Source organism: Streptomyces canarius (assembly GCF_014650735.1).
GTDB lineage: Bacteria > Actinomycetota > Actinomycetes > Streptomycetales > Streptomycetaceae > Streptomyces > Streptomyces olivaceoviridis.
Genome location: NZ_BMVN01000007.1, coordinates 121,765 through 146,854 on the forward strand (window position 1 = coordinate 121,765; position 25,090 = coordinate 146,854).

At 71.3% G+C, this 25,090-nt stretch carries 20 protein-coding genes; 8 read left to right on the top strand and 12 right to left on the bottom strand.

The genetic code is table 11. The features are described 5' to 3' along the window. Window positions 1-40: 40 nt before the first annotated feature. The 5 genes from rbsD to IE294_RS12855 all read right to left on the bottom strand — a co-directional run bounded on the left by rbsD (window position 41) and on the right by IE294_RS12855 (window position 5,959). Window positions 41-430, bottom strand: a complete 390-nt coding sequence (gene rbsD, locus IE294_RS12835) for a D-ribose pyranase (RefSeq protein WP_059261525.1) — start codon at window positions 428-430, stop codon at window positions 41-43. Then, complete coding sequence (locus tag IE294_RS12840) at window positions 427-1,329, bottom strand: ribokinase (protein WP_014672851.1); 903 nt, start codon at window positions 1,327-1,329, stop codon at window positions 427-429. The genes rbsD and IE294_RS12840 overlap by 4 nt, the downstream gene beginning before the upstream one ends. A 79-nt stretch (window positions 1,330-1,408) precedes the next feature. Next, window positions 1,409-3,358 carry an ABC transporter permease/substrate-binding protein gene (locus IE294_RS12845; RefSeq protein ID WP_189885440.1) on the bottom strand — a complete coding sequence of 650 codons (1,950 nt, stop codon included), beginning with the start codon at window positions 3,356-3,358 and terminating at the stop codon, window positions 1,409-1,411. Beyond that, window positions 3,348-4,904 (bottom strand): sugar ABC transporter ATP-binding protein, encoded by a 1,557-nt coding sequence (locus IE294_RS12850; protein ID WP_189885443.1) that lies wholly within the window; start codon window positions 4,902-4,904, stop codon window positions 3,348-3,350. Before IE294_RS12850 ends, IE294_RS12845 begins: the two co-directional genes overlap by 11 nt. After that, complete coding sequence (locus IE294_RS12855; RefSeq protein ID WP_189813473.1) at window positions 4,901-5,959, bottom strand: LacI family DNA-binding transcriptional regulator; 1,059 nt, start codon at window positions 5,957-5,959, stop codon at window positions 4,901-4,903. Before IE294_RS12855 ends, IE294_RS12850 begins: the two co-directional genes overlap by 4 nt. Before the next feature lie 641 nt (window positions 5,960-6,600). On the opposite strand from IE294_RS12855, the gene IE294_RS12860 reads away from it, so the two are divergent. After that, window positions 6,601-7,371, top strand: coding sequence for a DUF2637 domain-containing protein (locus IE294_RS12860; RefSeq protein WP_373315814.1), 771 nt, complete (start codon window positions 6,601-6,603; stop codon window positions 7,369-7,371). Between the two features lie 887 nt (window positions 7,372-8,258). Here the strand turns inward: IE294_RS12860 and IE294_RS12865 are convergent. After that, on the bottom strand, window positions 8,259-9,155 hold the full coding sequence (locus IE294_RS12865; protein WP_189885445.1) for an RpnC/YadD family protein: 897 nt from the start codon (window positions 9,153-9,155) through the stop codon (window positions 8,259-8,261). Between the two features lie 514 nt (window positions 9,156-9,669). Here IE294_RS12865 and IE294_RS12870 point away from each other — a divergent pair. Beyond that, window positions 9,670-10,050, top strand: a complete 381-nt coding sequence (locus tag IE294_RS12870; RefSeq protein WP_189885447.1) for a VOC family protein — start codon at window positions 9,670-9,672, stop codon at window positions 10,048-10,050. Here the strand turns inward: IE294_RS12870 and IE294_RS12875 are convergent. Both IE294_RS12875 and IE294_RS12880 read right to left on the bottom strand, forming a co-directional pair. Then, window positions 10,037-10,297, bottom strand: coding sequence for a hypothetical protein (locus IE294_RS12875; protein ID WP_189885449.1), 261 nt, complete (start codon window positions 10,295-10,297; stop codon window positions 10,037-10,039). The two genes, IE294_RS12870 and IE294_RS12875, sit on opposite strands and share 14 nt — an antisense overlap. 153 nt (window positions 10,298-10,450) lie before the next feature. Further along, the gene (locus IE294_RS12880) at window positions 10,451-10,969 is read right to left on the bottom strand and encodes a hypothetical protein (RefSeq protein WP_189885727.1); all 519 of its coding nucleotides are present in this window, start codon (window positions 10,967-10,969) and stop codon (window positions 10,451-10,453) included. A 54-nt stretch (window positions 10,970-11,023) separates the two neighbouring features. Here IE294_RS12880 and recD2 point away from each other — a divergent pair, with 54 nt between their 5' ends. Beyond that, on the top strand, window positions 11,024-13,279 hold the full coding sequence (gene recD2 / locus IE294_RS12885) for an SF1B family DNA helicase RecD2 (RefSeq protein ID WP_189885452.1): 2,256 nt from the start codon (window positions 11,024-11,026) through the stop codon (window positions 13,277-13,279). Between the two features lie 282 nt (window positions 13,280-13,561). Then, a complete protein-coding gene (locus tag IE294_RS12890; RefSeq protein WP_189885454.1) occupies window positions 13,562-14,851 on the top strand; it encodes a citrate synthase in 1,290 nt (429 codons plus the stop codon). Between the two features lie 626 nt (window positions 14,852-15,477). On the opposite strand, the gene IE294_RS12895 is transcribed toward IE294_RS12890, so the two are convergent. The 3 genes from IE294_RS12895 to IE294_RS12905 all read right to left on the bottom strand — a co-directional run bounded on the left by IE294_RS12895 (window position 15,478) and on the right by IE294_RS12905 (window position 18,944). Then, the gene (locus tag IE294_RS12895) at window positions 15,478-17,739 is read right to left on the bottom strand and encodes a heavy metal translocating P-type ATPase (RefSeq protein WP_189885456.1); all 2,262 of its coding nucleotides are present in this window, start codon (window positions 17,737-17,739) and stop codon (window positions 15,478-15,480) included. An 87-nt stretch (window positions 17,740-17,826) separates the two neighbouring features. Continuing rightward, window positions 17,827-18,066, bottom strand: coding sequence for a heavy-metal-associated domain-containing protein (locus tag IE294_RS12900; RefSeq protein ID WP_189813465.1), 240 nt, complete (start codon window positions 18,064-18,066; stop codon window positions 17,827-17,829). Between the two features lie 146 nt (window positions 18,067-18,212). Continuing rightward, on the bottom strand, window positions 18,213-18,944 hold the full coding sequence (locus IE294_RS12905) for a TetR/AcrR family transcriptional regulator (RefSeq protein WP_189885458.1): 732 nt from the start codon (window positions 18,942-18,944) through the stop codon (window positions 18,213-18,215). Between the two features lie 164 nt (window positions 18,945-19,108). On the opposite strand from IE294_RS12905, the gene IE294_RS12910 reads away from it, so the two are divergent. Together IE294_RS12910 and IE294_RS12915 are read left to right on the top strand one after the other, a co-directional pair. Beyond that, window positions 19,109-21,379, top strand: a complete 2,271-nt coding sequence (locus IE294_RS12910) for an MMPL family transporter (protein WP_189885460.1) — start codon at window positions 19,109-19,111, stop codon at window positions 21,377-21,379. A gap of 30 nt (window positions 21,380-21,409) precedes the next feature. After that, window positions 21,410-22,453 carry a zinc-dependent alcohol dehydrogenase family protein gene (locus IE294_RS12915; RefSeq protein WP_189885462.1) on the top strand — a complete coding sequence of 348 codons (1,044 nt, stop codon included), beginning with the start codon at window positions 21,410-21,412 and terminating at the stop codon, window positions 22,451-22,453. A 67-nt stretch (window positions 22,454-22,520) separates the two neighbouring features. Here the strand turns inward: IE294_RS12915 and IE294_RS12920 are convergent, their stop codons facing one another. Further along, the gene (locus IE294_RS12920; RefSeq protein WP_103810279.1) at window positions 22,521-22,721 is read right to left on the bottom strand and encodes a helix-turn-helix transcriptional regulator; all 201 of its coding nucleotides are present in this window, start codon (window positions 22,719-22,721) and stop codon (window positions 22,521-22,523) included. Window positions 22,722-23,042: 321 nt separating this feature from the next. Between IE294_RS12920 and iolC the strand changes: the two genes are divergently transcribed. Both iolC and IE294_RS12930 read left to right on the top strand, forming a co-directional pair. Beyond that, complete coding sequence (gene iolC / locus IE294_RS12925) at window positions 23,043-23,993, top strand: 5-dehydro-2-deoxygluconokinase (protein ID WP_189885464.1); 951 nt, start codon at window positions 23,043-23,045, stop codon at window positions 23,991-23,993. A gap of 218 nt (window positions 23,994-24,211) precedes the next feature. Beyond that, window positions 24,212-25,090: a Cgl0159 family (beta/alpha)8-fold protein gene (locus IE294_RS12930; protein ID WP_189885698.1), complete on the top strand. Its 879-nt coding sequence runs from the start codon at window positions 24,212-24,214 to the stop codon at window positions 25,088-25,090.

Consider the following 25,090-nt stretch of genomic DNA (forward strand, 5'->3'; position numbering starts at 1 on the left):
GTTCCGGCCGTCCCCGCCCTGGGTTCCGGCCGTGTCCGCCCTAGAAGAACACCCCGCAGCGCAGCAGGACGTTCGCGTACGGCCGGGCCTCGCCGGTGCGGACGATCAGCCGGGCTCCGGCCGACAGCTCCTTCAGCCGCTCGTGCGAGACGAGGGCCAGCTCGGGGAAGCGGGCCTGAAGCAGCCCGGCCGCCGCCGGATTGGCCGCCCGCACCTCCTGTGCCGCCGTGGCGCCCTCCACCACCAGCTCGGCCAGCAGGCCGTCCAGCACCTCGGCGAAGGACGGCACACCGGCGCGGAAGGCCAGGTCCACCACCCGGGGGCCGTCGGGTATCGGCATGCCCGCGTCGCAGACCAGCACCCCGTGCCCGTGGCCCAGTTCGGCCAGGGCGCCGGAGAGATGACGATTGAGGATCCCCGCCTTCTTCACAGGGCCTCGACCTCCTCCGCCGTCGGGTACGACTCCTGCGCGCCCCGCCTGGTCACGGCCGCCGCGCCGACGCGGGCCGCGTAGGCCGCCGCGTCCGCCAGGTCCGCACCGGACCCGAGCTTCCAGGCCAGGGCGGCCGTGAACGCGTCCCCGGCACCCGTGGTGTCCACCGCGTCCACCGTCACCGACGGCACCCGGGTCGCCCCCGAGCCGTCGGCCACCAGCGCCCCCTCCGCGCCCAGCGTCACCACCACCGAGCGGGGACCCCTGGCCAGCAGCAGCCGGGCCCAGTCCTCGGGATCGTCGCTCGCGCAGGCGTCCCCGAGGACCACCCGCGCCTCGTGCTCGTTGAGGATCAGCGGGTCACACGCCGCCAGCACCTCCGCGGGCAGCTCGCGCGGCGGCGACGGGTTCAGCACGAAGCGACTGCCCGGCGCCAGGTTCCGTACGACCTCCACGACCGTCTCCAGCGGGATCTCCAGCTGCGCCGACACCACCCGGGAGGCGCGCAGGACGCCCGCCGCCGCCCGGACGTCCGCCGGCAGCAGGCGGGAGTTGGCGCCCGGCGACACCACGATGCTGTTGTCGCCGGACGGGTCGACGGTGATCAGCGCGACCCCCGTCGGGGCCCCGCCCACCAGCACGCCCACCGTGTCGACCCCGGCCGCGCGCAGGGAGTCGAGCAGCAGCCGGCCGTGGCCGTCGTCGCCGACCCGCGCCAGCAGGGCCGTGGCGGCACCGAGCCGGGCCGCGGCGACCGCCTGGTTGGCGCCCTTGCCGCCCGGGTGCACGGCCAGATCGCCGCCGAGCACCGTCTCGCCGGCGGCCGGCCGCCGCTCGACACCGATCACCAGGTCGGCATTGGCCGATCCCACGACCAGAAGGTCGTAGTCGTACATCAGTTGACTCCCCTGAGAGATGACGCCAGGCGGGCCGGCCCCGGAAGTGCCCGGGGCCGCCCGCCCGAATCGCCTGTTGTCAGCCGGTGAAGCCGGCCACGTTGTCCTTCGTGACGACCTTCACCGGCACCTTCACCGTCGGGTCCACCTTGTCGCCCTTGACCGCCTTGAGGGCGTTGTCCACGGCGATCTTCCCCAGCTGCGAGGGCTGCTGGGCGACGGACGCGTACAGCGTGCCGTTCTTGACCGCGGTCAGACCGTCCGGGGTGCCGTCGAAGCCGACCACCTGCACGGACTTGCCGGCCTTGGAGCCGAGCGCCTTGATCGCGCCCAGGGCCATCTCGTCGTTGGCGGCGATGACGCCCTGCACGTCCGGGTGGGCCTGGAGCAGGTTCGACATCACGTCGAGGCCCTTGGTGCGGTCGAAGTCGGCGGGCTGCTGCGCCAGCACCTGGATGCCCGGGTAGGCCTTGAGGCCCTGGGCGAACCCGGCCGCCCGCTCCCGGGCCGCCGACGTGCCCGCCTGGCCCTGGAGGATGACGATCTTGCCCTGGCCGCCCAGCTTCTCGGCGATGGTCTTCGCGGCCAGCTCACCACCGGCGACGTTGTCGGAGGCCACCAGCGTGTCCACGGACGCGTGGTTGACACCGCGGTCCACGGCGATGACCGGGATCTTCGCCTTGTCGGCGGCCTTCACGGAGTTGCTCGCCGCGTCCGAGTCCACCGGGTTGACGATGATCGCACCCAGGCCCGAACTGGTGAAGTTCTGGAGCTGGTTGGCCTGCTGCGAGGCGTCGTTCTGGGCGTCGGTGACGGTCAGGTCCACGCCCAGCTTCTTCGCCTCGGCCTGGGCACCCGACCGGATCTGTACGAAGAAGGGGTTGTTGAGCGTGGACAGGGACAGCCCCATCTTCGGCGTCGTGGACGACGAGGAACCGCTGTGCAGGAAGGAGGTCGCGCCGACGATGGCGACGGTGACCACGGCGGCGAGCGCGTACGTGGCCGCCTGCTTGCCCTTCGGCCCGCCCGTGCCGGCGGCCACCGGGGTCGCCCCGGCCTTGCGGCGCACGGTGTCCAGCAACACCGCCAGCGCGATCACGACACCGATCACGACCTGCTGCCAGAACGCGGAGACCGAGAGCAGGTTGAGGCCGTTGCGGAGCACCGCCAGGATCAGCGCGCCGATCAGCGTGCCGGACGCCTTGCCGGTGCCGCCCGCCAGCGAGGCGCCGCCGATGACGACCGCCGCGATGGCGTCCAGCTCGTAACCGTCGGCGGCCTGCGGCTGCGCCGAGGACAGCCGGGAGGCGAGCACGATGCCCGCCGCGGCGGCGAACAGCCCGGACAGGGCGTAGATCGCGAGCTTCTGCCGCTTCACCCGGAGACCGGACAGCCGCGCGGCCTCCTCGTTGCCGCCGATCGCGTACATGGACCGGCCGATGTACGTCCGACCGAGCACGAACGCGGCGATGAGTCCCATCACCACCATGACCAGCACCGGCACCGGCAGCCAGCCGCCGAGGGTGTCCCCGAGGTGGGAGACCGAGTCCGGGAAGGCGATGGGGGAGCCCTGCGAGATCACCAGGGCGAGACCGCGGCCCACCGACAGCATGGCCAGCGTCGCGATGAACGGCGGCAGCTTGCCGTAGGCGATGAGGAAACCGTTCACCAGACCGGCGACGATGCCGGTGGCGACCGCCATCAGCACCGCGAGCACCACCGGCACCCCGTGGGAGGTGGCGCTCCAGGCCAGCACGGTCGCCGACAACGCGGCCACCGAGCCGACCGACAGGTCGATGCCCGCCGAGACGATCACGAAGGTCACACCGAAGGCGAGGATCGCCGTCACGGCCGCCTGGACGCCGATGTTGAGCAGGTTGTCCGTCGTCAGGAAGTCGCCGGACAGCGCCGACAGGGCGATGACCAGGACGATCAGCGCGGTGAGCGCGCCGTTGTCGAGGAGCAGCCGGCGCAGGCCGCCCGGGGCGCCACTCGCGCCCGCCGGCCTCTTGAGCGTGTCAGTGGCCACGGGTGGCCTCCTTGTCGGTGAGGGGGGTGGAGCCGGTGGCGGAGTCCGAGCCGGCGGTCGGGGTGGAGACGGCGAGCGCCATGACGGCGTCCTGGGTGGCCTCGTCGGCCGGGAGTTCACCGGCGATCCGGCCCTGGGCCATCACCAGCACCCGGTCACTCATGCCGAGCACCTCCGGCAGATCGCTGGAGATCATCAGCACGGCGGCACCGGCGGCCGTCAGCTCGTTGATCAGCTGGTAGATCTCGACCTTGGCGCCGACGTCGATACCGCGCGTCGGCTCGTCCAGGATCAGCACCTTGGTGTCGGCCAGCAGCCACTTGCCGATGACGACCTTCTGCTGGTTGCCGCCGGACAGGGTCCGCACATGCTGCCCGAGGCCCGCCATGCGCACGCCCAGCTGCCCGGCGATCCGCTCGGCGGCGGAGTACTGCGCCTTGCGGTCCACCAGCCCGGCCCGGGTGGCCGACCGGAGGGTCACCAGCCCCAGGTTCTCCGCGACGGAGGCGTCCAGCACCAGTCCCTGGCCCTTGCGGTCCTCCGGCACCAGTCCGATCCCGGCCGCCATCGCGGCGTTCACGTCGTGCCGCTTGAGCTCGGCACCGGAGACCCGCACGACCCCGTGGTCGTACGGATCGGCGCCGAACACCGCCCGGACGACCTCCGTACGGCCGGCCCCCACGAGCCCCGCGATACCGACGACCTCGCCGGCGTGCACCTCGAAGCTCACGTCGTGGAACACGCCGTTGCGGCCCAGTCCCTCGACGGACAGCAGCGCGGCGCCCTGCTCCGGCCGCTGACGCGGGTACTGCTGCTCGATGGAGCGCCCCACCATCAGCCGTACGAGCTCGTCCTCGGGCGTCGAGGCGGGCACCTGCCCGACACTGCGCCCGTCCCGGATGACGGTCACCCGGTCCCCCAGGGCGGCGATCTCCTCCAGGTGGTGGGTGATGAAGACGATCCCCACGCCGTCCTCGCGCAGCGACCGCACGATGGCGAAGAGCTTCTCCACCTCCTCCGAGGTGAGCACGGCGGTCGGCTCGTCCATGATGAGCACGCGCGCGTCCAGGCTGAGCGCCTTGGCGATCTCGACCATCTGGAGCCGTGCGATGCCGAGTTCCCGCACGCGGGCCCGGGGCGAGACGTCGACCCCGACCCGCTCCAGCAGCGTCGCGGCCTCCGCCTCCATCCGCTTCCGGTCGATCATCCCGAACCGGCGCGGCTGCCGGCCCAGGAAGATGTTCTCGGCGACGGTCAGATCGGGAACGAGGTTGAACTCCTGGTAGATGGTGGCGATCCCGAGGCGCTCGGAGTCCTGCGCACCATGGATGCGCACCTCCTCACCGCCTACGAGGATCCGGCCGGCATCGGGGGTGTAGGCACCGGAGAGCATCTTGATGAGGGTGCTCTTGCCGGCGCCGTTCTCACCGAGCAGTACATGGACCTCACCCCGGCGCAGGTCGAAGTCGACGCCGTCGAGCGCGACCACGCCGGGGAAGGTCTTGCGTATGCCCTCGATGCGCAGCAACTCGTCCGGGTTGCTCACGACGTGCTCCTTTGCACTGGGGAGGGGGACTGCGTGGGGGGTGCGGGGGTCTGGGAGGGCACGTGCGTCTCTCCGCAGGAGCGGCGTACGACGAGCCGCGCGGGCAGGGTGACGGAGCGCGGGGTGCGCCCCTCGATCCGGTCGACCAGGGCCCGTACGGCGGCCCGCCCCAGCTCACCGGTCGGCTGGGCGATGGCGGTGACCGGCGGATCGGTGTGCACGAACCACGGGATGTCGTCGAACGCGGCCAGCGCGATGTCGTCGGGCACGCGCAGCCCGCGCGCCCGTACGGCGTCCAGGGCGCCGAGCGCCATCAGGTTGTCGGCGGCGAAGACGACCTCGGGCGGCTCCGGCAGATCGAGGAACCCTTCGGTGACCCGCCGCCCGCTCTCCGCCTGGAAGTCGCCCTGCCCGATGTAGACGTCAGGGAGCGAGAGCCCGTACTCGGCGAGCGCGGCCCGGAACGCCTCCACACGCTCGCTGCCGGTGGTGGTGGCGGCGGGCCCGGCGATGATGGCGAGCCTGCGGTGCCCGAGCCGGCACAGATGGGCGACGAGGTCCCGTACGGCGGCCTGCCCGTCCGCGCGGACGACTGGAACGTCCACGCCCGGGATCCACCGGTCGACGAACACCATCGGCGTTCCCGCCCGGGCGGCATCCAGCATCAAGGGCGAACCGCCGTCGGTGGGGGAGACGAGCAGCCCGTCGATCCGCCGGTCGAGCAGAGTCCGTACGTGATGGTCCTGGAGCTCGGGCCGCTCGTCGGCGTTCCCGATGATCACGCTGTAGCCGAGCGCGCGGGCCTCTTCCTCGACGGAACGGGCCAGCTCGGTGAAGTAAGGATTCAGCACGTCGCTGATGACCAGGCCGAGGGTACGGGTCTGATCCGTCCGGAGGGAGCGGGCGACGGCGTTGGGCCGGTAGCCCAGGGCGTCCACGGCCTCCATCACCCGCGCCCGCGCGTCGGCACTGACGGACGGATGCCCGTTCAGCGCGCGCGACACGGTGGCCACGGACACACCCGCCGCAGCGGCCACATCTTTGATGCTCGCCATCGCCGGCCCCACCTCCTCGTGGACTCGTGGAATCGATTACATCCCTGCCGTAGGGAGGATTGGAATCGATTACACAGGTCGGAGGCAAGGGGTGCCGGGTGGCCGAGACCCAATCGTGACCGGGGGTGCGTGAGGGGGCCGGCCGCCCCGGCGCCGGACGAGCCGCCGGCGGCGGGGCGGACGATCAGACCGCAAGGGTTTTCAGAATACAAACCACTCGACTCACAAACGGGCCACTGAAAAGTGAATGACACAAATGAAAAAACGCACTTCCAATGTTTCCCCTACGCCATGTTCACTCATTTGCCGCGCATCTGGAGGAGAGGGGGCGGCGTTAGCTCGAATATGACGACAGCAAGGTTCCATGGCTTGCCTCACCGCGACGCGAGGAAAGACAGTCTGTCTGCGAGTCGTGTGGCGACGGTGGGAAGGTATATTTACACACCCGGTGTTGCACGCTCGCTGGAGGCGCGTGGCACCTTGCGCGGGGACGGCGTGCGCGTCGAACCCCAGGCCACCGAGTCGCTGCTCCGCGAGTTCCTCACGCTATTGGAAGCGGTTCAGGAGGAACTTAATCAACGATGGACCGACCAGGCAAACTCTGACTGTCGCGCGGATCGCGTGTGACGGGGCGGATTTTCATGAATCACGACTATGCGGGTTCCCCCTTCGCCCGGCGTGAACGGTACGCGGACACACCCCCCTACACGGTGGGTACCGTCTGGCACGGCAGCCCCGTCGACGCCCTGGACTCGGAGCCCCTCCTGGTGCCCCCCGACTCGGGCTGGGACCCGGCCGAGGAACTCGCCTACCTCCTCCAGGAAGCCGTTCCGGCCGAACAGCCGGCCGTGGTCCCGCCCCCTCGCGGCGAACCGTCACCCGACTACGCCGACCCGATGGAGAACCTGGCCCGGATCACCGCACAGCTGCCGCCCCTCCGACGCCCTTCCGCCGGGGCCGGACACCGCAAGAGCCGGGTTCGAAAGATCCACGTCAAATGGATGCAGACCGGCAGCTTCGTGATCGCCGCATTCGTTTCCGTCATCGTGGCGATGGTCAGCGTTTTCGGCGGAATGGCGGCTTACGGGCCACTGCGGAACATCACGTCAGGCACGAGCGGCGAGATGATCGCCTGGTGGCCCATTCTCGTGTACGGCCCCTGGATGGTGGCTTCCCTCTCCATCCTGCGCAGCGCCTTGCACCAGCGCCGGGCCCTGCACTCGTGGTTCATCGTCCTGATGTTCTCATCCGTCGCGATGATGCTGTGCGTGGCCCAGGCCGACCGAACGATCACAGGAATCGCCGGCGCCGCCCTCCCCGCCTGCGCGTCCCTGGCATGCTTCCAGCAACTGGTCCGCCAAATCACCCTGACGCTCCCCCCACGCCAGGACAAACCCCGCCACCGCCGCTAGCCCCAGCAGCTCCTCCCGGAAGACAGGCAGATCCGTTCCACCCCCGCCCCACCCCACCTGCGCCTTCCCGGTAGGCCCCGGTACAGATCTGCCAATCACCCCCCCAGCCGCGAGCCGCCGAGCTCACCCGGCGTGCGGGCGAGACGCGTCCGCGCCCCTCCCCATCCACCGTTCGCCGTTGGGCCGGCCCGGCGTGCGAGAGGGGCGCCCCCGCGCCCCCCTGCCGTAAGTCGCCGCACCCGCCCGGCGTGTGGGCGAGACGCGGATGCGCACCCCCCACCGGCCGTAAGCCGCCGAGCCACCCGGCGTGCTGGCGAGGCACGTATGCGTATCCCCCCGGGCCGTAAGTCGCCGCACCCGCCCGGCGTGTGGGCGAGACGCGGATGCGCACCCCCCACCGGCCGTAAGCCGCCGAGCCACCCGGCGTGCTGGCGAGGTACGTATGCGTATCCCCCCGGGCCGTAAGTCGCCGAGCCCGCCCGGCGTGTGGGCGAGAGGTGGTCGCGCCCCTCCCCATCCACCGTTCGCCGTTGGGCCGGCCCGGCGTGCGAGGGGCGCCCCCGCGCCCCCCGGGCCGTAAGTCGCCGAGCCCACCCGACGTGTGGGCGAGACGCGGATGCGCACCCCACCGGCCGTAAGTCGCTGAGCCCACCCGGCGTGCTGCCGAGACGCGACCGCGCACCCCTGCCGACGATGCGGACGTAACCGACCCGAGGGCCCGGTGCCGGGCTAGGCCACCGCTTCTGCGGGCCGCTCGCTCGCTTCTCCCTCGTGCTGGAGCGGGCTGGGTCAAGGGTGGGCCGAAGGCGACGCGCAGCGCTCTTCACTCGGCTCGCGGAAGCACGGCACTGGCCCGGAAGCGAGCGAGCGACCCAAGGGCTACTTGCTCACTCCTCGGTGAACAACTCCGTGGCGTCCGCCGCGTGAACGGCTCGTTGGGCCCAGGTTTCCAGCCGGTCGAGGTCTGTGCAGGCGTTCACCCGTTCGCGGACGGCTTCCGGTACGGGGACGCCACGCCATTCCAGGATGTGCATCACCATCTCGGCCTTGGCCTCCGCTCGGCCTTCCTCCAGGCCCTGCTCCCGCCCTTCTTCCCGTACCTGTTCGGCCAGGGGGTGTCGCCAGAAGTACTGGATCGCCGTCATCAAATCCCTCCACATCTGCTTCGCCTGGGGGTCGGCCAGGCATGAGTCGACGAACTGCACGAAGACCGCGGCACTGTCGGGGTCGATGGTCCGCAGGGCGGATGCCAGGGATTCCAGTATGGCCGCCGCCCCCGGCCCACGCCCGTGTGTCATCGCCGAGAGCACCGCAAGAGGGACGTCCCGCTCGGCCTGCCGCTCGTCCGCGATCACCGGCACGTTGTCCGGACCCAGCACCAGCGGACGCACCGTCAGCGAGTCCCACCCCGAGAACCCGAACCGGATCGGACGCGAGGCCCACTTCGCCGTCGCACTGCTCTGCGTGATCACGATCAGTACCGGCTCGCACCGGTACTTCTCGTACAGGTACGACAGGTAGTACGGCCAGCTTCCCCGCTTACGCTCGTCCACCTTCCCCTGCGACTCCACCACCAGCAGATACGTGCCCTGATCCGTCTCCGCCCGCAGCAACGTGTCCACTCGGCGCTCGACCGGCTCGATCTCCGTCAGGTCCACGTTCAGCGCCGCGATCTCCCGCGGCTCCGGGAACGGCACATCCAGCACCCGCTGTAACGCCCGCGTCAGCAACGCCGGATCCTTCTGGAAGATCCGGTGCAACGCCTCATGCGACGAGCCGACCATCAGCTCTCCTTTCATACGACGTGATCAACGAGCCGGCTCGCCACGGGTTCGCCCCACGCGTACTTCCCCCGGTCCCCGAACCACGCCGACGGCTGCCACCCCAGCACTGCGCACAGGCCGTCACCAGCCCCGTCAGGCCGTGCAACGCCAGGATCACGCGCGGGGTGCGGCGGCCGTCAGTCGCGGCTGGCGGTCGAGCTGCGCAGGCATCTGCGATGCAGCAGGCCTGCTCGGCGAGACCGCTCCGGTCATCCGTCAGATCGCGTCCGGCCTCGCGGGCGTGAGCGAGAAGCAGTTGCGCCCCATCGCGTACGCATCAGGGTCAGTGACCGCAACACTTTCCGGGCTTTTTCAAGACCCTCATCCGGGCGGCGACCCTCGCCTTCCCAAAACCCTTCGCACCTCCTCGCCCCGCCCGGTACGGTCTCGGCGTGTTCCCGCCGCGCCGCCGGGCTGAGCCCATCCGGTTCGCGTGGCCGCACCGGTCGCCCCACGCTGAGAGCAGGTTCCTTCCATGGCATGTCGTATCAGTGAGCTCGTGCTCGGTTGCCGCGAACCCGAGGTGCTGGCGCGGTTCTGGTGCGAGGTCCTGGACTTCGTGGTGCTGGGACGCGAAGAGGACGGCAGCATCGAGATCGGGCCGCGGGAAGGGTTCGGCGGCGCGCAGCCGACGCTCTTCCTGAGCCGCAGGGCCGAGCCGGAGCCGGGGAAGCCGCGGCTGCACATCGACGTCAACGCCACCGACCGTGATCAGGACGCCGAACTCGAACGCCTCTTGAAGCTCGGGGCGCGCCCGGCCGACATCGGTCAGACCGGCGAGGAGTCCTGGCACGTTCTCGCCGACCCCGAGGGCAATGAGTTCTGCCTGCTCAAGGCCCGCATCAACCCCCTCTGAGCGCGGCGAAGAGGTCCGGGAGAGCCCCGCGTCGGGATGGCTCTTCGACGTCGACCTCGGCCGCGACCACCGACCGGGAGCCGTCGGCGTCCCGCTCGTACAGCGTGACCGCGTCGCCGTCGTCCCGGCCGGAGACGAGGCAGTCCACCCCGTGGGGTTCGTCGAATTCGGCCGCGTCGGCGAGTGCGGGCGCCGTGGAGCCGACGCGTTCCCCGAGCCGTTCGCCGCCGCCATCGGTGGCAGCCATCACGGAGCCGGTCACGTGTCCTGGCTCCCGTCGATACGAGGATCAGGGTGCGGGGCGCCCGCCACTCCAGTGGCCGAAGAGGCCGGCTCGCCGGTGTGCGGAGTGCGCCGGTCCGGCGCCTCGAATCCCGGCGCTCGTGGGCGAGTTGGCCGTTCAGAGCCAGAACACGGCGGCAAGGGCGATCAACGTGCCCAGGGCGACGACGCCGCCGAGGATGCCGAAGGCCATGGCGATCTTCACGCTCGTGGGCCGGACCTCCTGCCAGCCCAGCTCCCGGGCCGCGCCACGGATCAGGCGGTGGCCCTCGGCGGAGGAGAAGGAGTACTCCGGTGTACCGCCCGGGCTCCACGTCCTGGTGACGTACACGCTCCGGCCGACGGACACGGTCCTGCCCAGCCGCACCCCGCCCGGGCCCGCCTCGTACTCGACGGTGCGGACGACGTCGGTCAGCGTGAAGCGCTTCTCCCGCGGGCGGAGCGCGACCCGGTAGGTGTGGACCTGACCGACGCGGTGCCGGGTCAGGAGCTCCCGCCACTGCGGGGTACGGACGTCGACGGTCAGGTCGAAGCCCTGCGCCGTCCCCTGCATGCGGTACGGCGTTCCCGCGGTGGCCGCCTCGACGCGGTCCCGCAACTCCCGGGCGGCGGCCCCGTTCCCCTCGGCGTCGGTCATGGGCGGGGACGGTACCAGTGGGCCGCTGTCAGACCTCACCGGTACCGTCGGATCATGGCTCAACAGGCGGGGACCCAGACCGGCGAACGGCGTCTTGCCGTGGTCGAAGGCGTGCTGGAGCGGATCACGTACGCCAACGAGGAGAACGGGTACACGGTGGCCCGGGTCGACACCGGCAGAGGCGCCGCGGATCTCCTCACGGTGGTCGGCGCGCTCCTCGGCGCCCAGGTCGGTGAATCCCTCCGGATGGAGGGCCGCTGGGGGTCGCACCCGCAGTACGGCAGACAGTTCCACGTGGAGAACTACACGACCGTGCTGCCGGCCACCGTCCAGGGCATCCGGCGCTATCTGGGGTCCGGGCTGGTCAAGGGCATCGGGCCGGTCTTCGCCGACCGCATCACCCAGCACTTCGGCGTCGACACCCTGAGGATCATCGAGGAGGAGCCCAAGCGCCTCGTCGAGGTCCCCGGCCTCGGCCCCAAACGCACCAAGAAGATCGCCGACGCCTGGGACGAGCAGAAGGCCATCAAGGAGGTCATGCTCTTCCTCCAGACCGTCGAGGTGTCCACCTCCATCGCCGTGCGGATCTACAAGAAGTACGGCGACGCGTCGATCTCCGTCGTGAAGGAACGCCCCTACCAGCTCGCCGCCGACGTCTGGGGCATCGGCTTCCTCACCGCCGACAAGATCGCCCAGTCGGTCGGGATCCCGCACGACAGTCCCGAGCGCGTGAAGGCCGGCTTGCAGTACGCGCTGTCGCAGTCCGCCGACCAGGGGCACTGCTTCCTGCCGGAGGAGCGGCTGATCGCCGATGCCGTGAAGCTGCTCCAGGTGGACACCGGGCTGGTCATCGAGTGCCTGGGCGAGCTGGGCCGGGTACCGGAGGACGGAGGCGATCCGGGGGTCGTCCGGGAGAAGGTGCCCGGGCCCGAGGGCGGCGGCGACGAGCCCGTCAGCGCCGTGTACCTCGTCCCCTTCCACCGCGCCGAACTCTCCCTCTCCGCCCAGCTGCTGCGGCTCCTGCGCACGGACCAGGACCGGATGCCGGGGTTCCGGGACGTGGACTGGGGCAAGGCGCTCGGGTGGCTGGGATCCCGTACCGGCGCCGACCTCGCGCCCGAGCAGGAGGCGGCGGTGAAGCTCGCGCTGACCGAGAAGGTCGCCGTCCTCACCGGCGGCCCCGGCTGCGGCAAGTCGTTCACCGTGCGCTCGATCGTGGAGCTGGCCCGGGCCCGGCGTGCCAAGGTGCTGCTCGCCGCCCCGACCGGACGGGCCGCCAAGCGGCTGGCCGAGCTGACCGGGGCCGAGGCCTCCACCGTGCACCGGCTGCTGGAGCTGAAGCCCGGCGGGGACGCCGCCTACGACCGGGACCGGCCGCTCGACGCCGACCTGGTGGTCGTGGACGAGGCATCCATGCTGGACCTGCTGCTCGCCAACAAGCTCGTGAAGGCCGTACCGCCGGGGGCCCATCTGCTCTTCGTGGGGGACGTGGACCAGTTGCCCAGCGTGGGCGCGGGGGAGGTCCTCCGCGATCTGCTCGCCGACGGCAGTCCCGTCCCGGCCGTCCGGCTCACCCGGGTCTTCCGGCAGGCCCAGCAGTCCGGTGTCGTCACCAACGCGCACCGCATCAACGCGGGGCAGCATCCGCTCACCGACGGGCTGAAGGACTTCTTCCTCTTCGTGGAGGACGACACGGAGGCCGCCGGCCGGCTCACCGTGGACGTGGCCGCGCGGCGGATTCCGGCCAAGTTCGGGCTGGACCCCCGCCGGGACGTGCAGGTGCTCGCGCCGATGCACCGGGGGCCGGCCGGTGCGGGCACGCTCAACGGGCTGCTCCAGCAGGCCATCACGCCCGGACGGCCCGATCTGCCGGAGAAGCGGTTCGGCGGCCGGGTCTTCCGCGTCGGCGACAAGGTCACCCAGATTCGCAACAATTACGAGAAAGGGAAGAACGGTGTCTTCAACGGCACCGTGGGTGTCGTCACCTCGCTCGACCCGGTGGAGCAGCGCCTGACCGTGCTGACGGACGAGGACGAGGAGGTTCCGTACGAATTCGACGAACTGGACGAACTGGCCCACGCGTACGCGGTGACCATCCACCGCTCGCAGGGCAGTGAATATCCCGCCGTGGTGATTCCCGTCACCACGGGAGCATGGATGATGCTCCAGCGGAACCTGCTCTACACGGCGGTCACCCGGGCCCGTCAACTGGTCGTTCTCGTCGGTTCGCGCAAGGCGATCGGGCAGGCGGTGCGCACGGTGTCGGCCGGGCGGCGGTGCACGGCCCTGGACTACAGACTGGGGGCCTGAGCCTCCGGCAGCGGGCCCCGAAGTCACGGGCGGTGGCCCCGAAGTCACGGTGGCGGCACGGAATCCGGGCCCGCGGCGAAAATGATCGATCAAACGAGTCGTGAAGGTCACAGAGCACTTCCGGTTACCCCTTCGAGGGGGCAGGATGAGCAGGTTGACGGCACTGAGTGCCGCCAATAGGCCCAATGGTCGACCCCGAGTGCACTCTCCTGAGCCAAATGGGGGATGGTAGAGACAGTCAGGGCACCTCGAAGATGAGGCACTACGTCGGTGAGGGAAGACGTGAGCGACAACTCTGTAGTACTGCGGTACGGCGACGGCGAGTACACCTACCCGGTGGTCGACAGCACCGTCGGTGACAAGGGCTTCGACATCGGGAAGCTCCGCGCCCAGACCGGTCTGGTGACTCTGGACAGCGGCTACGGCAACACCGCCGCCTACAAATCCGCGATCACCTACCTCGACGGCGAGGCGGGCATCCTCCGCTACCGCGGCTACCCCATCGAGCAGCTTGCCGAGCGCTCCACCTTCCTTGAGGTGGCGTACCTGCTGATCAACGGCGAGCTGCCCACCGTCGACCAGCTGACGGCGTTCCAGAGCGACATCACGCGGCACACGCTGCTGCACGAGGACGTCAAGAACTTCTACAAGGGCTTCCCGCGCGACGCCCACCCGATGGCCATGCTGTCCTCGGTCGTCTCGGCGCTGTCCACCTTCTACCAGGACAGCCACAACCCGTTCGACGAGAAGCAGCGCGACCTCTCCACGATCCGGCTGCTCGCCAAGCTCCCGACGATCGCGGCGTACGCCTACAAGAAGTCGATCGGCCACCCGTTCGTCTACCCGCGCAACGACCTCGGTTACGTCGAGAACTTCCTGCGCATGACCTTCTCCGTGCCGGCGCAGGAGTTCGAGCTCGACCCGGTCGTCGTCGCCGCGCTGGACAAGCTGCTGATCCTGCACGCCGACCACGAGCAGAACTGTTCGACCTCCACGGTCCGCCTGGTCGGCTCCTCGCAGGCCAACATGTTCGCGTCGATCTCGGCCGGCATCAGCGCCCTGTGGGGCCCGCTGCACGGCGGTGCCAACCAGTCCGTGCTGGAGATGCTGGAGGGCATCCGCGACTCGGGCTCCGACGTCGACACCTTCATCCGCAAGGTGAAGAACAAGGAGGACGGCGTCCGCCTGATGGGCTTCGGCCACCGGGTCTACAAGAACTTCGACCCCCGTGCCAAGATCATCAAGGCCGCCGCGCACGACGTGCTCTCCGCGCTGGGCAAGGAGGACGAGCTCCTCGACATCGCCCTCAAGCTGGAGGAGCACGCGCTGTCCGACGACTACTTCGTCGAGCGCAAGCTGTACCCGAACGTGGACTTCTACACCGGTCTGATCTACCGCGCCATGGGCTTCCCGACCGAGATGTTCACGGTCCTGTTCGCCCTCGGCCGCCTGCCGGGCTGGATCGCCCAGTGGACCGAGATGATCAAGGAGCCGGGCTCCCGCATCGGCCGCCCGCGCCAGATCTACACGGGCGTGGTGGAGCGCGACTTCGTGCCGGTCGAGGAGCGCTGAGTTCTTCTCGGCGGGTGCCTGGGGTGCGGTGAGCCTCCAGGTACCCGGCGGTCGCGTCGTAGCCGCAGGGGCCGGAGGGTCGTAGCGGTACAGGCGGAAAAAGCGGAAGGCGCCCTGGGACGCCGGTCCCCCCACGGGCCGACGACCAGGGCGCCTTCCCATGTCCCGGTGCGGATTCCCCCCACGGGATCCGGCCGGGCGCTCGGAGAGGACAGCGCCTGAATCGCTGTCTGTGAGCAGAACGAGCAAAACTCGGTCTGCTCCAGTGGTGCGGTGCGATCTGCCGGGACAACGCACGCCGGAAGGGCCGCTCAAAGCTTCCCGGTGTGCGTGCCCCGGCAACGCATCTCTGAGGAAGTCCCCCAAGACATCCCCAGATGCCAGTCAGCGCCCCCCAAGACGCTGGGCTGACATCGCCAACTTAGACCCTCGAACCCCTTCGATGGTTACGTTCGCATCACTGTGATCTGTGTCTCTTGCATATGTCCCTTAGGTGCGCAAGAGCCCCGATACGGCGATCGGGGCTCAAGCGTAAGGAAGATGCGAGAGCCTTGTGTAGAGCTTATGTGAGGCTCGCGCCGGACTCCAGGGGGGCCGGGACATCCGCCCCGGCAATCGCCCCCGCCCTACCGGAAGGTCCGCAGCCGCAGGCTGTTGGTCACCACGAACACCGAGGAGAAGGCCATCGCCGCCCCCGCGATCATCGGGTTGAGCAGCCCCGCGGCGGCCAGCGGCAGCGCGGCGACGTTGTAGCCGAAGGCCCACACCAGGTTGCCCTTGATGGTGGCCAGCGTCCGCCGGGACAGCCGGATCGCGTCCGCGGCCACCCGCAGGTCCCCGCGCACCAGCGTCAGGTCGCCGGCCTCGATCGCCGCGTCCGTGCCGGTGCCCATGGCCAGACCCAGGTCCGCCGTGGCGAGCGCGGCGGCGTCGTTCACGCCGTCGCCGACCATGGCCACGGCTCGCCCCTCGCGCTGGAGCCGGCGTACGACGTCCACCTTGTCCTCGGGCAGCACCTCGGCGAAGACGTGCGCGGAGTCGATGCCGACCGTGCGCGCGACCGCCTCGGCGACGGTCCGGTTGTCCCCGGTGAGCAGCACCGGCGTCAGCCCCAGCGCCCGCAGCTCGCGGATCGCCTCGGCGCTGGTCGGCTTGACCGCGTCGGCGACGGCGAGGACCCCGCGGGCCCGCCCGTCCCAGCCCGCCACGACGGCCGTACGGCCCTCCTGCTCGGCCTCGCGGGCCGCGCGGGCCAGCTCCTGCGGGAGGTCGTCGTAGAGGCGCCCCACGGCCACCTCGCGGCCGTCCACGCGCCCGCGCACGCCCCGACCGGGCACGTTCTCGAAGTGTTCGACCGGCGGGAGCGCTCCGGCGCGTTCCTCGGCGCCGGCGGCGACGGCACGGGCCACGGGGTGCTCGGAGGCGTGCTCCAGGGCGCCCGCGAGCCGCAGCAGCTCCTTCTCGTCCTCGCCCTCGGCGGCGTACACGGCCTGGAGGCTCATCCGGCCGGTGGTGACCGTGCCGGTCTTGTCCAGGACGACCGTGTCCACGCGGCGGGTGGACTCCAGCACCTCGGGGCCCTTGATCAGGATGCCGAGCTGGGCACCGCGCCCCGTGCCGACCATCAGCGCGGTCGGCGTGGCCAGGCCCAGCGCGCAGGGGCAGGCGATGATCAGGACGGCCACGGCGGCGGTGAACGCGGCCACCGTGTCGCCGGTGACGCCCAGCCAGACTCCGAACGTGCCGAGCGCGATGAGGATGACCACGGGGACGAAGACGGCGGAGATCCGGTCGGCGAGCCGCTGCACCTCGGCCTTGCCGTTCTGCGCGTCCTCGACCAGCTTCGCCATCCGGGCGAGCTGGGTGTCCGCGCCGACCCGGGTGGCCTCCACGACCAGCCGGCCGCCCGCGTTGACCGTGGCGCCGGTGACCCGGTCGCCGGGGCCGACGTCCACCGGCACGGACTCGCCGGTCAGCATGGAGGCGTCCACCGCGGAGACGCCCTCCACGACCGTGCCGTCGGTGGCGATCTTCTCGCCGGGCCGGACGACGAACCGGTCGCCGACGGCCAGGGACGACACCGGTATCCGTACCTCGCGGCCCTCCCGCAGCACCGCCACGTCCTTGGCGCCCAGCTCCATCAGGGCCTTCAGGGCGGCGCCCGCGCGGCGCTTGGAGCGGGCCTCCAGATAGCGGCCGAGCAGGATCAGCGCGACGACCCCGGCGGCCACCTCCAGGTAGATCGTGGAGGCGCCGTCCATACGGGAGACGGTGAGACGGAACTCGTCGTGCATACCGGGCATGCCGGCGTCGCCGAAGAACAGGGCCCACAGCGACCAGCCGAACGCGGCCAGCGTGCCGACCGAGACGAGGGTGTCCATGGTGGCGGCGCCGTGCCGGAGGTTGGTCCAGGCGGCCCGGTGGAAGGGAGCGCCGCCCCAGACGACGACCGGCGCGGCGAGGGTGAGCGAGAGCCACTGCCAGTTGTCGAACTGGAGCGCCGGGATCATCGAGAGCAGGACCACGGGGGCGGCGAGCAGCACGGAGACGAGCAGGCGGTGGCGCAGGGCGCCCAGTTCGGCGTCCGGTGCGGGGGTTCCCGGTTCCGTTTCGGGCGCGGGCCGGGGCGGCGGCGGTTCCTCGGCGGTGTAGCCGGTCTTCTCCACGGTGGCGATCAGGTCGGCGACCCGGACGCCGTCGGCGAAGGTGACCTTGGCCTTCTCGGTGGCGAAGTTGACGGTGGCGCTGACGCCGTCCATCCGGTTGAGCTTCTTCTCCACCCGGGCGGCGCAGGAGGCGCAGGTCATCCCCCCGATGAGCAGCTCGGTCTCGGAGGTGCTGCCCGTGGCTTCGGCTGTCTTCGCGGCTTGTGCGGTGGTGCTGGTCATGTCCGGACTCCAGACATCGGACCGGGCCGTACGGATCCAGTATCAGCTGGTCGGCACGGCCCGGGTCGGGGAAACGGAGGGTTTTCCTCAGGCCTGGCCGGCCAGCTCGAAACCGGCCTCGTCCACGGCGGCGCGCACGGCCTCCTCGTCCAGCGGGGCCTCGGAGACGACGGTCACCTCGCCGGTCGACGCGACGGCCTTCACCGAGCTGACACCCGGGATCTGGGAGATCTCGCCGGAGACGGAGCCCTCGCAGTGGCCACAGCTCATGCCGGTCACCTGGTAGACGGTGGTGACGGGGCCCGTGGTGTCGGTCTGAGCGGTCATGTCGTTACTCCTCGTCGAGGCATGTGGGGCCAGTGGGGTCCACGGAGGCCGTGGAGGCCGCGGAGGAACCCCATCTCTTCTCAGACTATACCCCTAGGGGGTATGACTTCACCGGGGTCCCGCGCCCGGGTTCGCGGTGTCGCGTGTCAGATGCGGCCGAGCCGGTCACCCACCAGGGGTTCCAGGTAGCGGATCAGGACGTCCTTGGTCTCCCGGATGTACGCGGCGCGCTCGGCGCCCTGGTGGGCCAGGACCAGCTCCAGGCCGGCCTTGTAGATGCCGAGGCAGACGCGGGCCGTGCGGGTGACGTCGGCCGGGTCGGCGCCGGGCGCGAGCGAGCCGAGCAGGGCCTCGATCCGGCCGATCACCGTCGTGTGCAGCTGGTCGTGCGCCTCGGCCATCCGGCCCGGGACGTCGGATCCGTGCATCAGCGCGAAGAAGGCCGGATGGTCGGTGTTGAAGGCCATGAAGCGGTCGACGGCCGAGCCGATCGCCTCCTCCAGCGGCGTGGCGGTGTCGACGGGGGCCAGTGCCTCGCCGTACGCCTCCCGCATCTCGTGCATCAGCCGGTCGCCCAGCTCGATCGCGATCGCTTCCTTGTTCGGGAAGAACTGGTAGAGCGTGCCGGGCGAGACGCCCGCCGCACGGGCGATGGCGTTGGTGCTGGCGGCGGTGTAGCCGGTGGTGCAGAAGACCTGGGCGGCGGCTTCGAGCAGCTGGGCGATACGGCGTTCACCGCGGGCCTGGCGGCGGCGCGGCGTCTGCTCTTTCTCCGAGGCGCCGGCCTCCGAGGTGCGGGCCTTGGAGGTGCCGGCCTCCGGGGTGCCGTCCTTCTGTGCGGCCTCCGAGGTGCCGTTCTTCTGCGTGGTGTCGGGCACGCGTCATCCCCAGCTCTCCGAACGCGATTGACAAACGCGAGTGGTCGCTCGCATTCTGATGAAACGCGAGCGATCTCTCGTGTTTGCCAGTCTAGGCAATGGCTGGACCATGCCGCCGTGCTCGCACACGTCAGCGCTGGTCACGGTGAAGGGGACACCGCACGATGACCGATGTCAACGAGGCGCCGCGGTCCGGGGCCCAACCGTCCCGGGCCGGTGGCTGGACCCGATTCGTCACCGCCCGGCCACGCCTGTCGCTCCTGGTCGCCCTCGTGCTCACCGCGCTCGCCGTGCTGGCCGGCAGCGGGGTCGCGGACCGCCTCGGCAGCGGCGGCTGGGAGGACCCGGCCGCCGAGTCGACGTACGCGACCAAGGCGCTGGAGCGCGCGTTCCCCGCCTCCGAGCCGAACCTGCTGCTCCTGGTCGACGCGGGCCGCGCCTCGGTGGACGACCCGGCGGTGGCCGCCGAGGCCCGCACCCTGGCCGCGCGGCTCGCGGGGGAGCCGGGCGTCACCGGCGTCGGCTCCTACTGGCAGGCCGCGCCCGCGCAGGCCCCGGCCCTGCGCGCCGAGGACGGTCACGAGGCGCTGATCGCCGCCCGCGTCACCGGCGACGAGAGCGCGATGGGCCGCACCCTGGACCGCATCGCCCCGCACTACCGGGGCACGCACGGCCCGGTCGAGGTGAGGATCGGCGGCATCGTCGCGGTGCGGCACGAGATGCAGACGGTCATCAAGGAGGACCTCACCCGCGCCGAACTGATCGCCCTGCCGATCACGCTGGTGCTGCTGGTCATGGTCTTCGGCAGCGCGGTGGCGGCCCTGCTCCCGCTGGGCATCGGCATCGTCGCCATCCTCGGGACGAACGCGGTGCTGCGCGGCCTGACCACCTTCACCGACGTCTCCGTCTTCGCGCTGAACCTCACCACGGCGCTGGGGCTCGGCCTCGCCATCGACTACGCCCTGTTCATCGTCCGCCGCTACCGCGAGGAACTGTCCACCGGCGCCGACCCGTCGGCCGCCGTGGGCACGACCCTGCGCACGGCCGGCCGCACCGTGCTCTTCTCCGCCCTGACCGTCGCGGTCTCCCTGGCCGCCATGATGCTCTTCCCGCAGTACTTCCTGCGGTCCTTCGCCTACGCCGGCATCGCCGTGGTCCTCCTCGCGGCGGCGGCTGCCCTGATCCTGCTCCCGGCCGCGCTGGTCCTGCTCGGCCACCGGGTCAACTCCCTGGACCTGCGCCGCCTCTTCCGCCGGGACCGCGCGTCGAAGCCGGCAGGGGGAGGCGCCGCCTGGTCGCGTACGGCGGGCCTGGTCATGCGCCGCGCCCCCCTCTTCGCCCTGGGCACCACCGCCCTGCTCGTGCTGCTCGGACTGCCCTTCCTGGGGGTCGAGTTCGGTACGGCCGACGACCGGCAGCTGCCCTCGACCGCCGAGTCCCACGTGGTGCAGCAGCACCTGCGCGAGGGCTTCCCCGGCAGCCCCGGCGGCGGCCTGGAAGTCCTCGCCGAGGGCCGGGCCACCGACGCCCAGTACGCCGCCTACAAGCAGCGGATGGCCGCCCTGCCCGAGGTGGTCCGCGTCGACGGCCCCCTGGTCAAGGGCGACACCGCCTACTTCACGGTCCAGCCCGCGGGAGAGGCCGTGGGCGACCCGGCCCAACGGCTGGTCGGCGACCTGCGCGCGCTGGACGCCCCCTTCGCCACCAAGGTGACCGGCACCGCCGCCGTCCTGGTGGACACCAAGCACGCGATAGCGGAGCGCCTGCCCTGGGCGGCCGTGTTCATCGCCGTCGTCACGCTCCTGCTGGTCTTCCTCCTCACCGGCAGCGTGCTGATACCCCTCCAGGCCGTGGTGCTCAACGCGCTCAGCCTGACGGCGATGTTCGGCGCGGTCGTCTGGGTCTTCCAGGACGGCCACCTGTCCGGCCCGCTCGGCTTCACCAGCCCCGGCTCCATCGAGACCACCCTGCCCGTGCTGATGTTCTGCGTGGCCTTCGGCCTCTCCATGGACTACGGCGTCTTCCTGCTCTCGCGCATCAAGGAGGAGTACGACCGCACGGGCGACCACGAGGGAGCGGTCCGCCTCGGCCTCCAGCGCACGGGCGGCCTGATCACGGCGGCGGCGGTCATCCTGGCCGTGGTCATGGTGGCGATCGGCACCTCCCGGGTGACCAACACCAAGATGCTCGGCCTCGGCATCGCGCTCGCGGTCCTGATGGACGCGATGGTGGTCCGCGGCCTCCTGGTCCCGGCCGTCATGCGGCTCACGGGCAGGGCGACCTGGTGGGCGCCGGCGTGGCTGCGGCGCTTCCACGACCGGTTCGGCATGAGCGAGGGCGAGCGGGAAGCGCCCGGTAGCGGCGCGGGGAGCGGCCTCACCGGCCACGACGAACCGGAACTGGTGACCCACCCCGGCGGCCCCCGGAGCGTCTAGCCTTCGCGCAGGTTCCCGAAAGGAGCATGCATGCGAGCCGTGATGTTCGAGGAGTACGGAAAGCCGGCCGAGGTGCGGGACGTACCCGACCCGGAGCCCGCGGAACACGGTGTGGTCGTCCGTGTCGAGGCCACCGGCCTCTGCCGCAGCGACTGGCACGGCTGGATGGGGCACGACCCGGACATCACGCTGCCGCACGTGCCGGGGCATGAACTCGCCGGTGTGGTCGAGGCGGTGGGCGCGCGGGTGACCGGCTGGCGGCCCGGCGACCGGGTCACCGTGCCGTTCGTCTGCGCCTGCGGCAGCTGCCCGTCCTGTGCGGCGGGCGACCAGCAGGTGTGCGAGCGGCAGACCCAGCCCGGGTTCCACCACTGGGGCTCCTTCGCCGAGTACGTCGCGCTCGACCACGCCGACGTCAATCTCGTCGCGTTGCCGGACGACATGACGTACGCCACCGCCGCCGCGCTCGGCTGCCGCTTCGCCACCGCGTTCCGGGCCGTGGTGCAGCAGGGCCGGGTGGCGGCCGGGGAGTGGGTCGCGGTGCACGGCTGCGGCGGGGTCGGCCTGTCGGCGGTGATGATCGCGGCGGCCTCGGGGGCCCGGGTGGTCGCGGTCGACGTGTCACCCCGAGCGCTGGAGCTGGCGCGCACGTTCGGAGCCGCCGAGTGCCTGGACGCGACCGGGGTGTCCGACCCGGCCGCCGTCGTCCGGGAGCTGACCGGCGGCGGTGCCCACCTCTCCCTCGACGCCCTCGGCTCGCCGGCCACCTGCGCGGCCTCCGTGAACGGTCTGCGCCGCCGCGGCCGGCACGTCCAGGTCGGCCTGCTGCCCTCGCCCGACGGCACCACCCCGGTCCCGCTGGCCCGCGCGACGGCCCTGGAGCTGGAACTCCTCGGCAGCCACGGCATGGCCGCCCACACCTATCCCGGCATGCTGCACCTGGTCCGCGCCGGCGTGCTGCGTCCGGATCTCCTGGTGACCCGGACGATCACGCTCGACGCGGCTCCGGCGGCCCTCGCGGCGATGGACACGGCGCCGGGCGCGGGCGTCACGGTCATCGAGCCCTGGAGCTGAGAGCCCAGCGCCCGCCACCGCTCCCGCCCGGCTTCCCCGCCGCCCGGCACCGTGCCGCGAGAGCGCGTCAGTCCTCTCTGCGACCGCGGTTGCCGGGACGGGAGGCGACCCAGGCGCGGACGGTGTCGGCGTACCAGTAGGGCTTGCCGCCCTCGACGTGGTCGGGCGGGGGCAGCAGCCCGTGCTTGCGGTAGGACCGTACGGTGTCCGGCTGCACCCGGATGTGCGCCGCGATCTCCTTGTAGGACCAGAGCCTTCGATCGGCCATGCGTTGCACCTCCCCGCGCGCACCGCGGCGGCGACCGGGAAGGGCCACCGGGGGGACCGGGCGCTGCGCTGATCACAAACCTGCGCCTGGTGAACGACGCTGAGTGACCAGCCGAGCCTCCCTGTCGACCGGGTGTGACCGAGAACCCGCGTACACGTGACATGTGTGACAGGAGCGAGGTCTTTGTGACACAGCAGCCACATAGGGAGCCCGCGTGACGCCGTCCCGGACGGAGACTAGTCCGAATGTCTGGACAAAACATTGACATGGCTCGGCATGCGGGACTAGAAAGCCGGGGAGAGCCATGACGAAGGGAAGCCGATGGCCTACGACCTCATCACCATGGGGCGGATCGGAGTGGACCTCTATCCGCTCCAGACCGGTGTCCCGCTCGCCCAGGTGTCGTCCTTCGGCAAGTTCCTCGGCGGATCGGCGACGAACGTGGTGGTGGCCGCGGCCCGCCTCGGCCGGCACACCGCCGTGATCACCCGTACCGGCGACGACCCGTTCGGCACCTACCTCCACGAGGCGCTGCGCGGCTTCGGCGTCGACGACCGCTGGGTCACACCCGTCCCCGGCCTGCCGACCCCCGTGACCTTCTGCGAGGTCTTCCCGCCGGACGACTTCCCGCTCTACTTCTACCGGCAGCCCAAGGCCCCCGACCTGGAGATCGACGCCCACGAGCTGGACCTGGACGCCCTTCGCGAGGCCCGGATCTTCTGGGTCACCGGCACCGGCCTGAGCGAGGAGCCGAGCCGTACGGCGACCCTCGCGGCCCTCGCCCACCGGGCCAAGGCGGGCATCACCGTCTTTGATCTCGACTGGCGTCCCATGTTCTGGTCGGACCCCGGCACCGCCCGCCCCTTCTACGCCGAGGCCCTGCGCCACGCCACCGTCGCCGTCGGCAACCTGGACGAGGTGGAGGTCGCGACCGGAGTGCGCGAGCCGCATGCCGCCGCCCGTGCCCTGCTGGACGCCGGGGTCGAGCTGGCCGTCGTCAAGCAGGGACCCAAGGGGGTCCTCGCCGTCAACCAGAAGGGTGAGTCGGCCGAGGTCCCGCCCCTGCCCGTCACCGTCCTGAACGGACTCGGCGCCGGGGACGCCTTCGGGGGCTCCCTCTGCCACGGCCTGCTGGCCGGCTGGGACCTGGAGACGATCATGCGGCACGCCAACGCGGCCGGTGCCATCGTCGCCTCCCGCCTGGAGTGCTCCTCCGCGATGCCGACCCCGGACGAGGTGGCCGCCGCGCTCGACGCCGGAGCGGTGCTGTGAGGGCCGGCCGCGTCACCGGCACGCACCCCGACGACGGCTCGGGCACCGGCTCCACCGCGTCCGCTCCCCGCGAAGGCTCCCCGACCCCTCCCCGCGAAGGCGCCGTGCCCCCACGCTCCGACGCCCTCGCGTCCGCTCCCCGTGAAGGCACCGCACCCTCCCGTCCCGACGTCCCCGCGGCCTCCCCCCGCCAAGGCGCCGCAGGCACCCGTGTCGACGTGGGCGAACTCGTCCGGATCCGTACCCGGCACCCCGAGGCGATCGCGGAGGCCGCTGCCCGTCGGGCTCGCAGGCCCCTGCTGAACGACAGCGGACGGCTGATGATCGTCGCCGCCGACCACCCGGCCCGTGGCGCGCTCGGCGTCGGCGACCGCAAGCTCGCCATGGCCAACCGGGCCGACCTGCTCGAACGCCTCTGCCTCGCGCTGTCCCGGCCCGGCGTCGACGGCGTCCTCGCCACCGCCGACATCCTGGACGACCTGCTCCTCCTCGGCGCCCTGGACCACAAGGTCGTCATGGGCTCCATGAACCGCGGCGGTCTGCAAGGGGCCAGCTTCGAGCTGGACGACCGGTTCACCGGCCACCGCCCGCAGGACATCGAGCGCCTCGGCTTCGACGCGGGCAAGCTGCTGCTGCGCGTCGACTACAGCGACCCCGGCTCCCTGACCACCCTGGAGTCCACCGCCCGCGTCATCGACGCCATGGCCGAGCGCCGGCTGCCGGTGTTCGTGGAGCCGTTCATCAGCCGCCGTACCCCCGGGGGAAAGGTGACGAACGACCTGTCCGCCGAAGCGGTCACCCGGTCCATCGCCATCGCCTCCGGCCTCGGCGGTTCCTCCGCCTACACCTGGCTGAAGGTGCCGGTCACCGAGAACCCCGACGACATGGCCCGGGTGATGGAGACCTCCACCCTGCCCGCCGTGCTGCTCGGCGGGGACATCGGCGACTCGCCCGAGGACCAGGTCTCCGCGTACGAGAAGTGGCGCGGCGCGCTCCAACTCCCCACCGTGCGCGGCCTGGTGGTCGGTCGCTCGTTGCTGTACCCGGCGGACGGCGATGTGGCCGCCGCCGTGGACACCGCCGTAGGACTGCTGTGA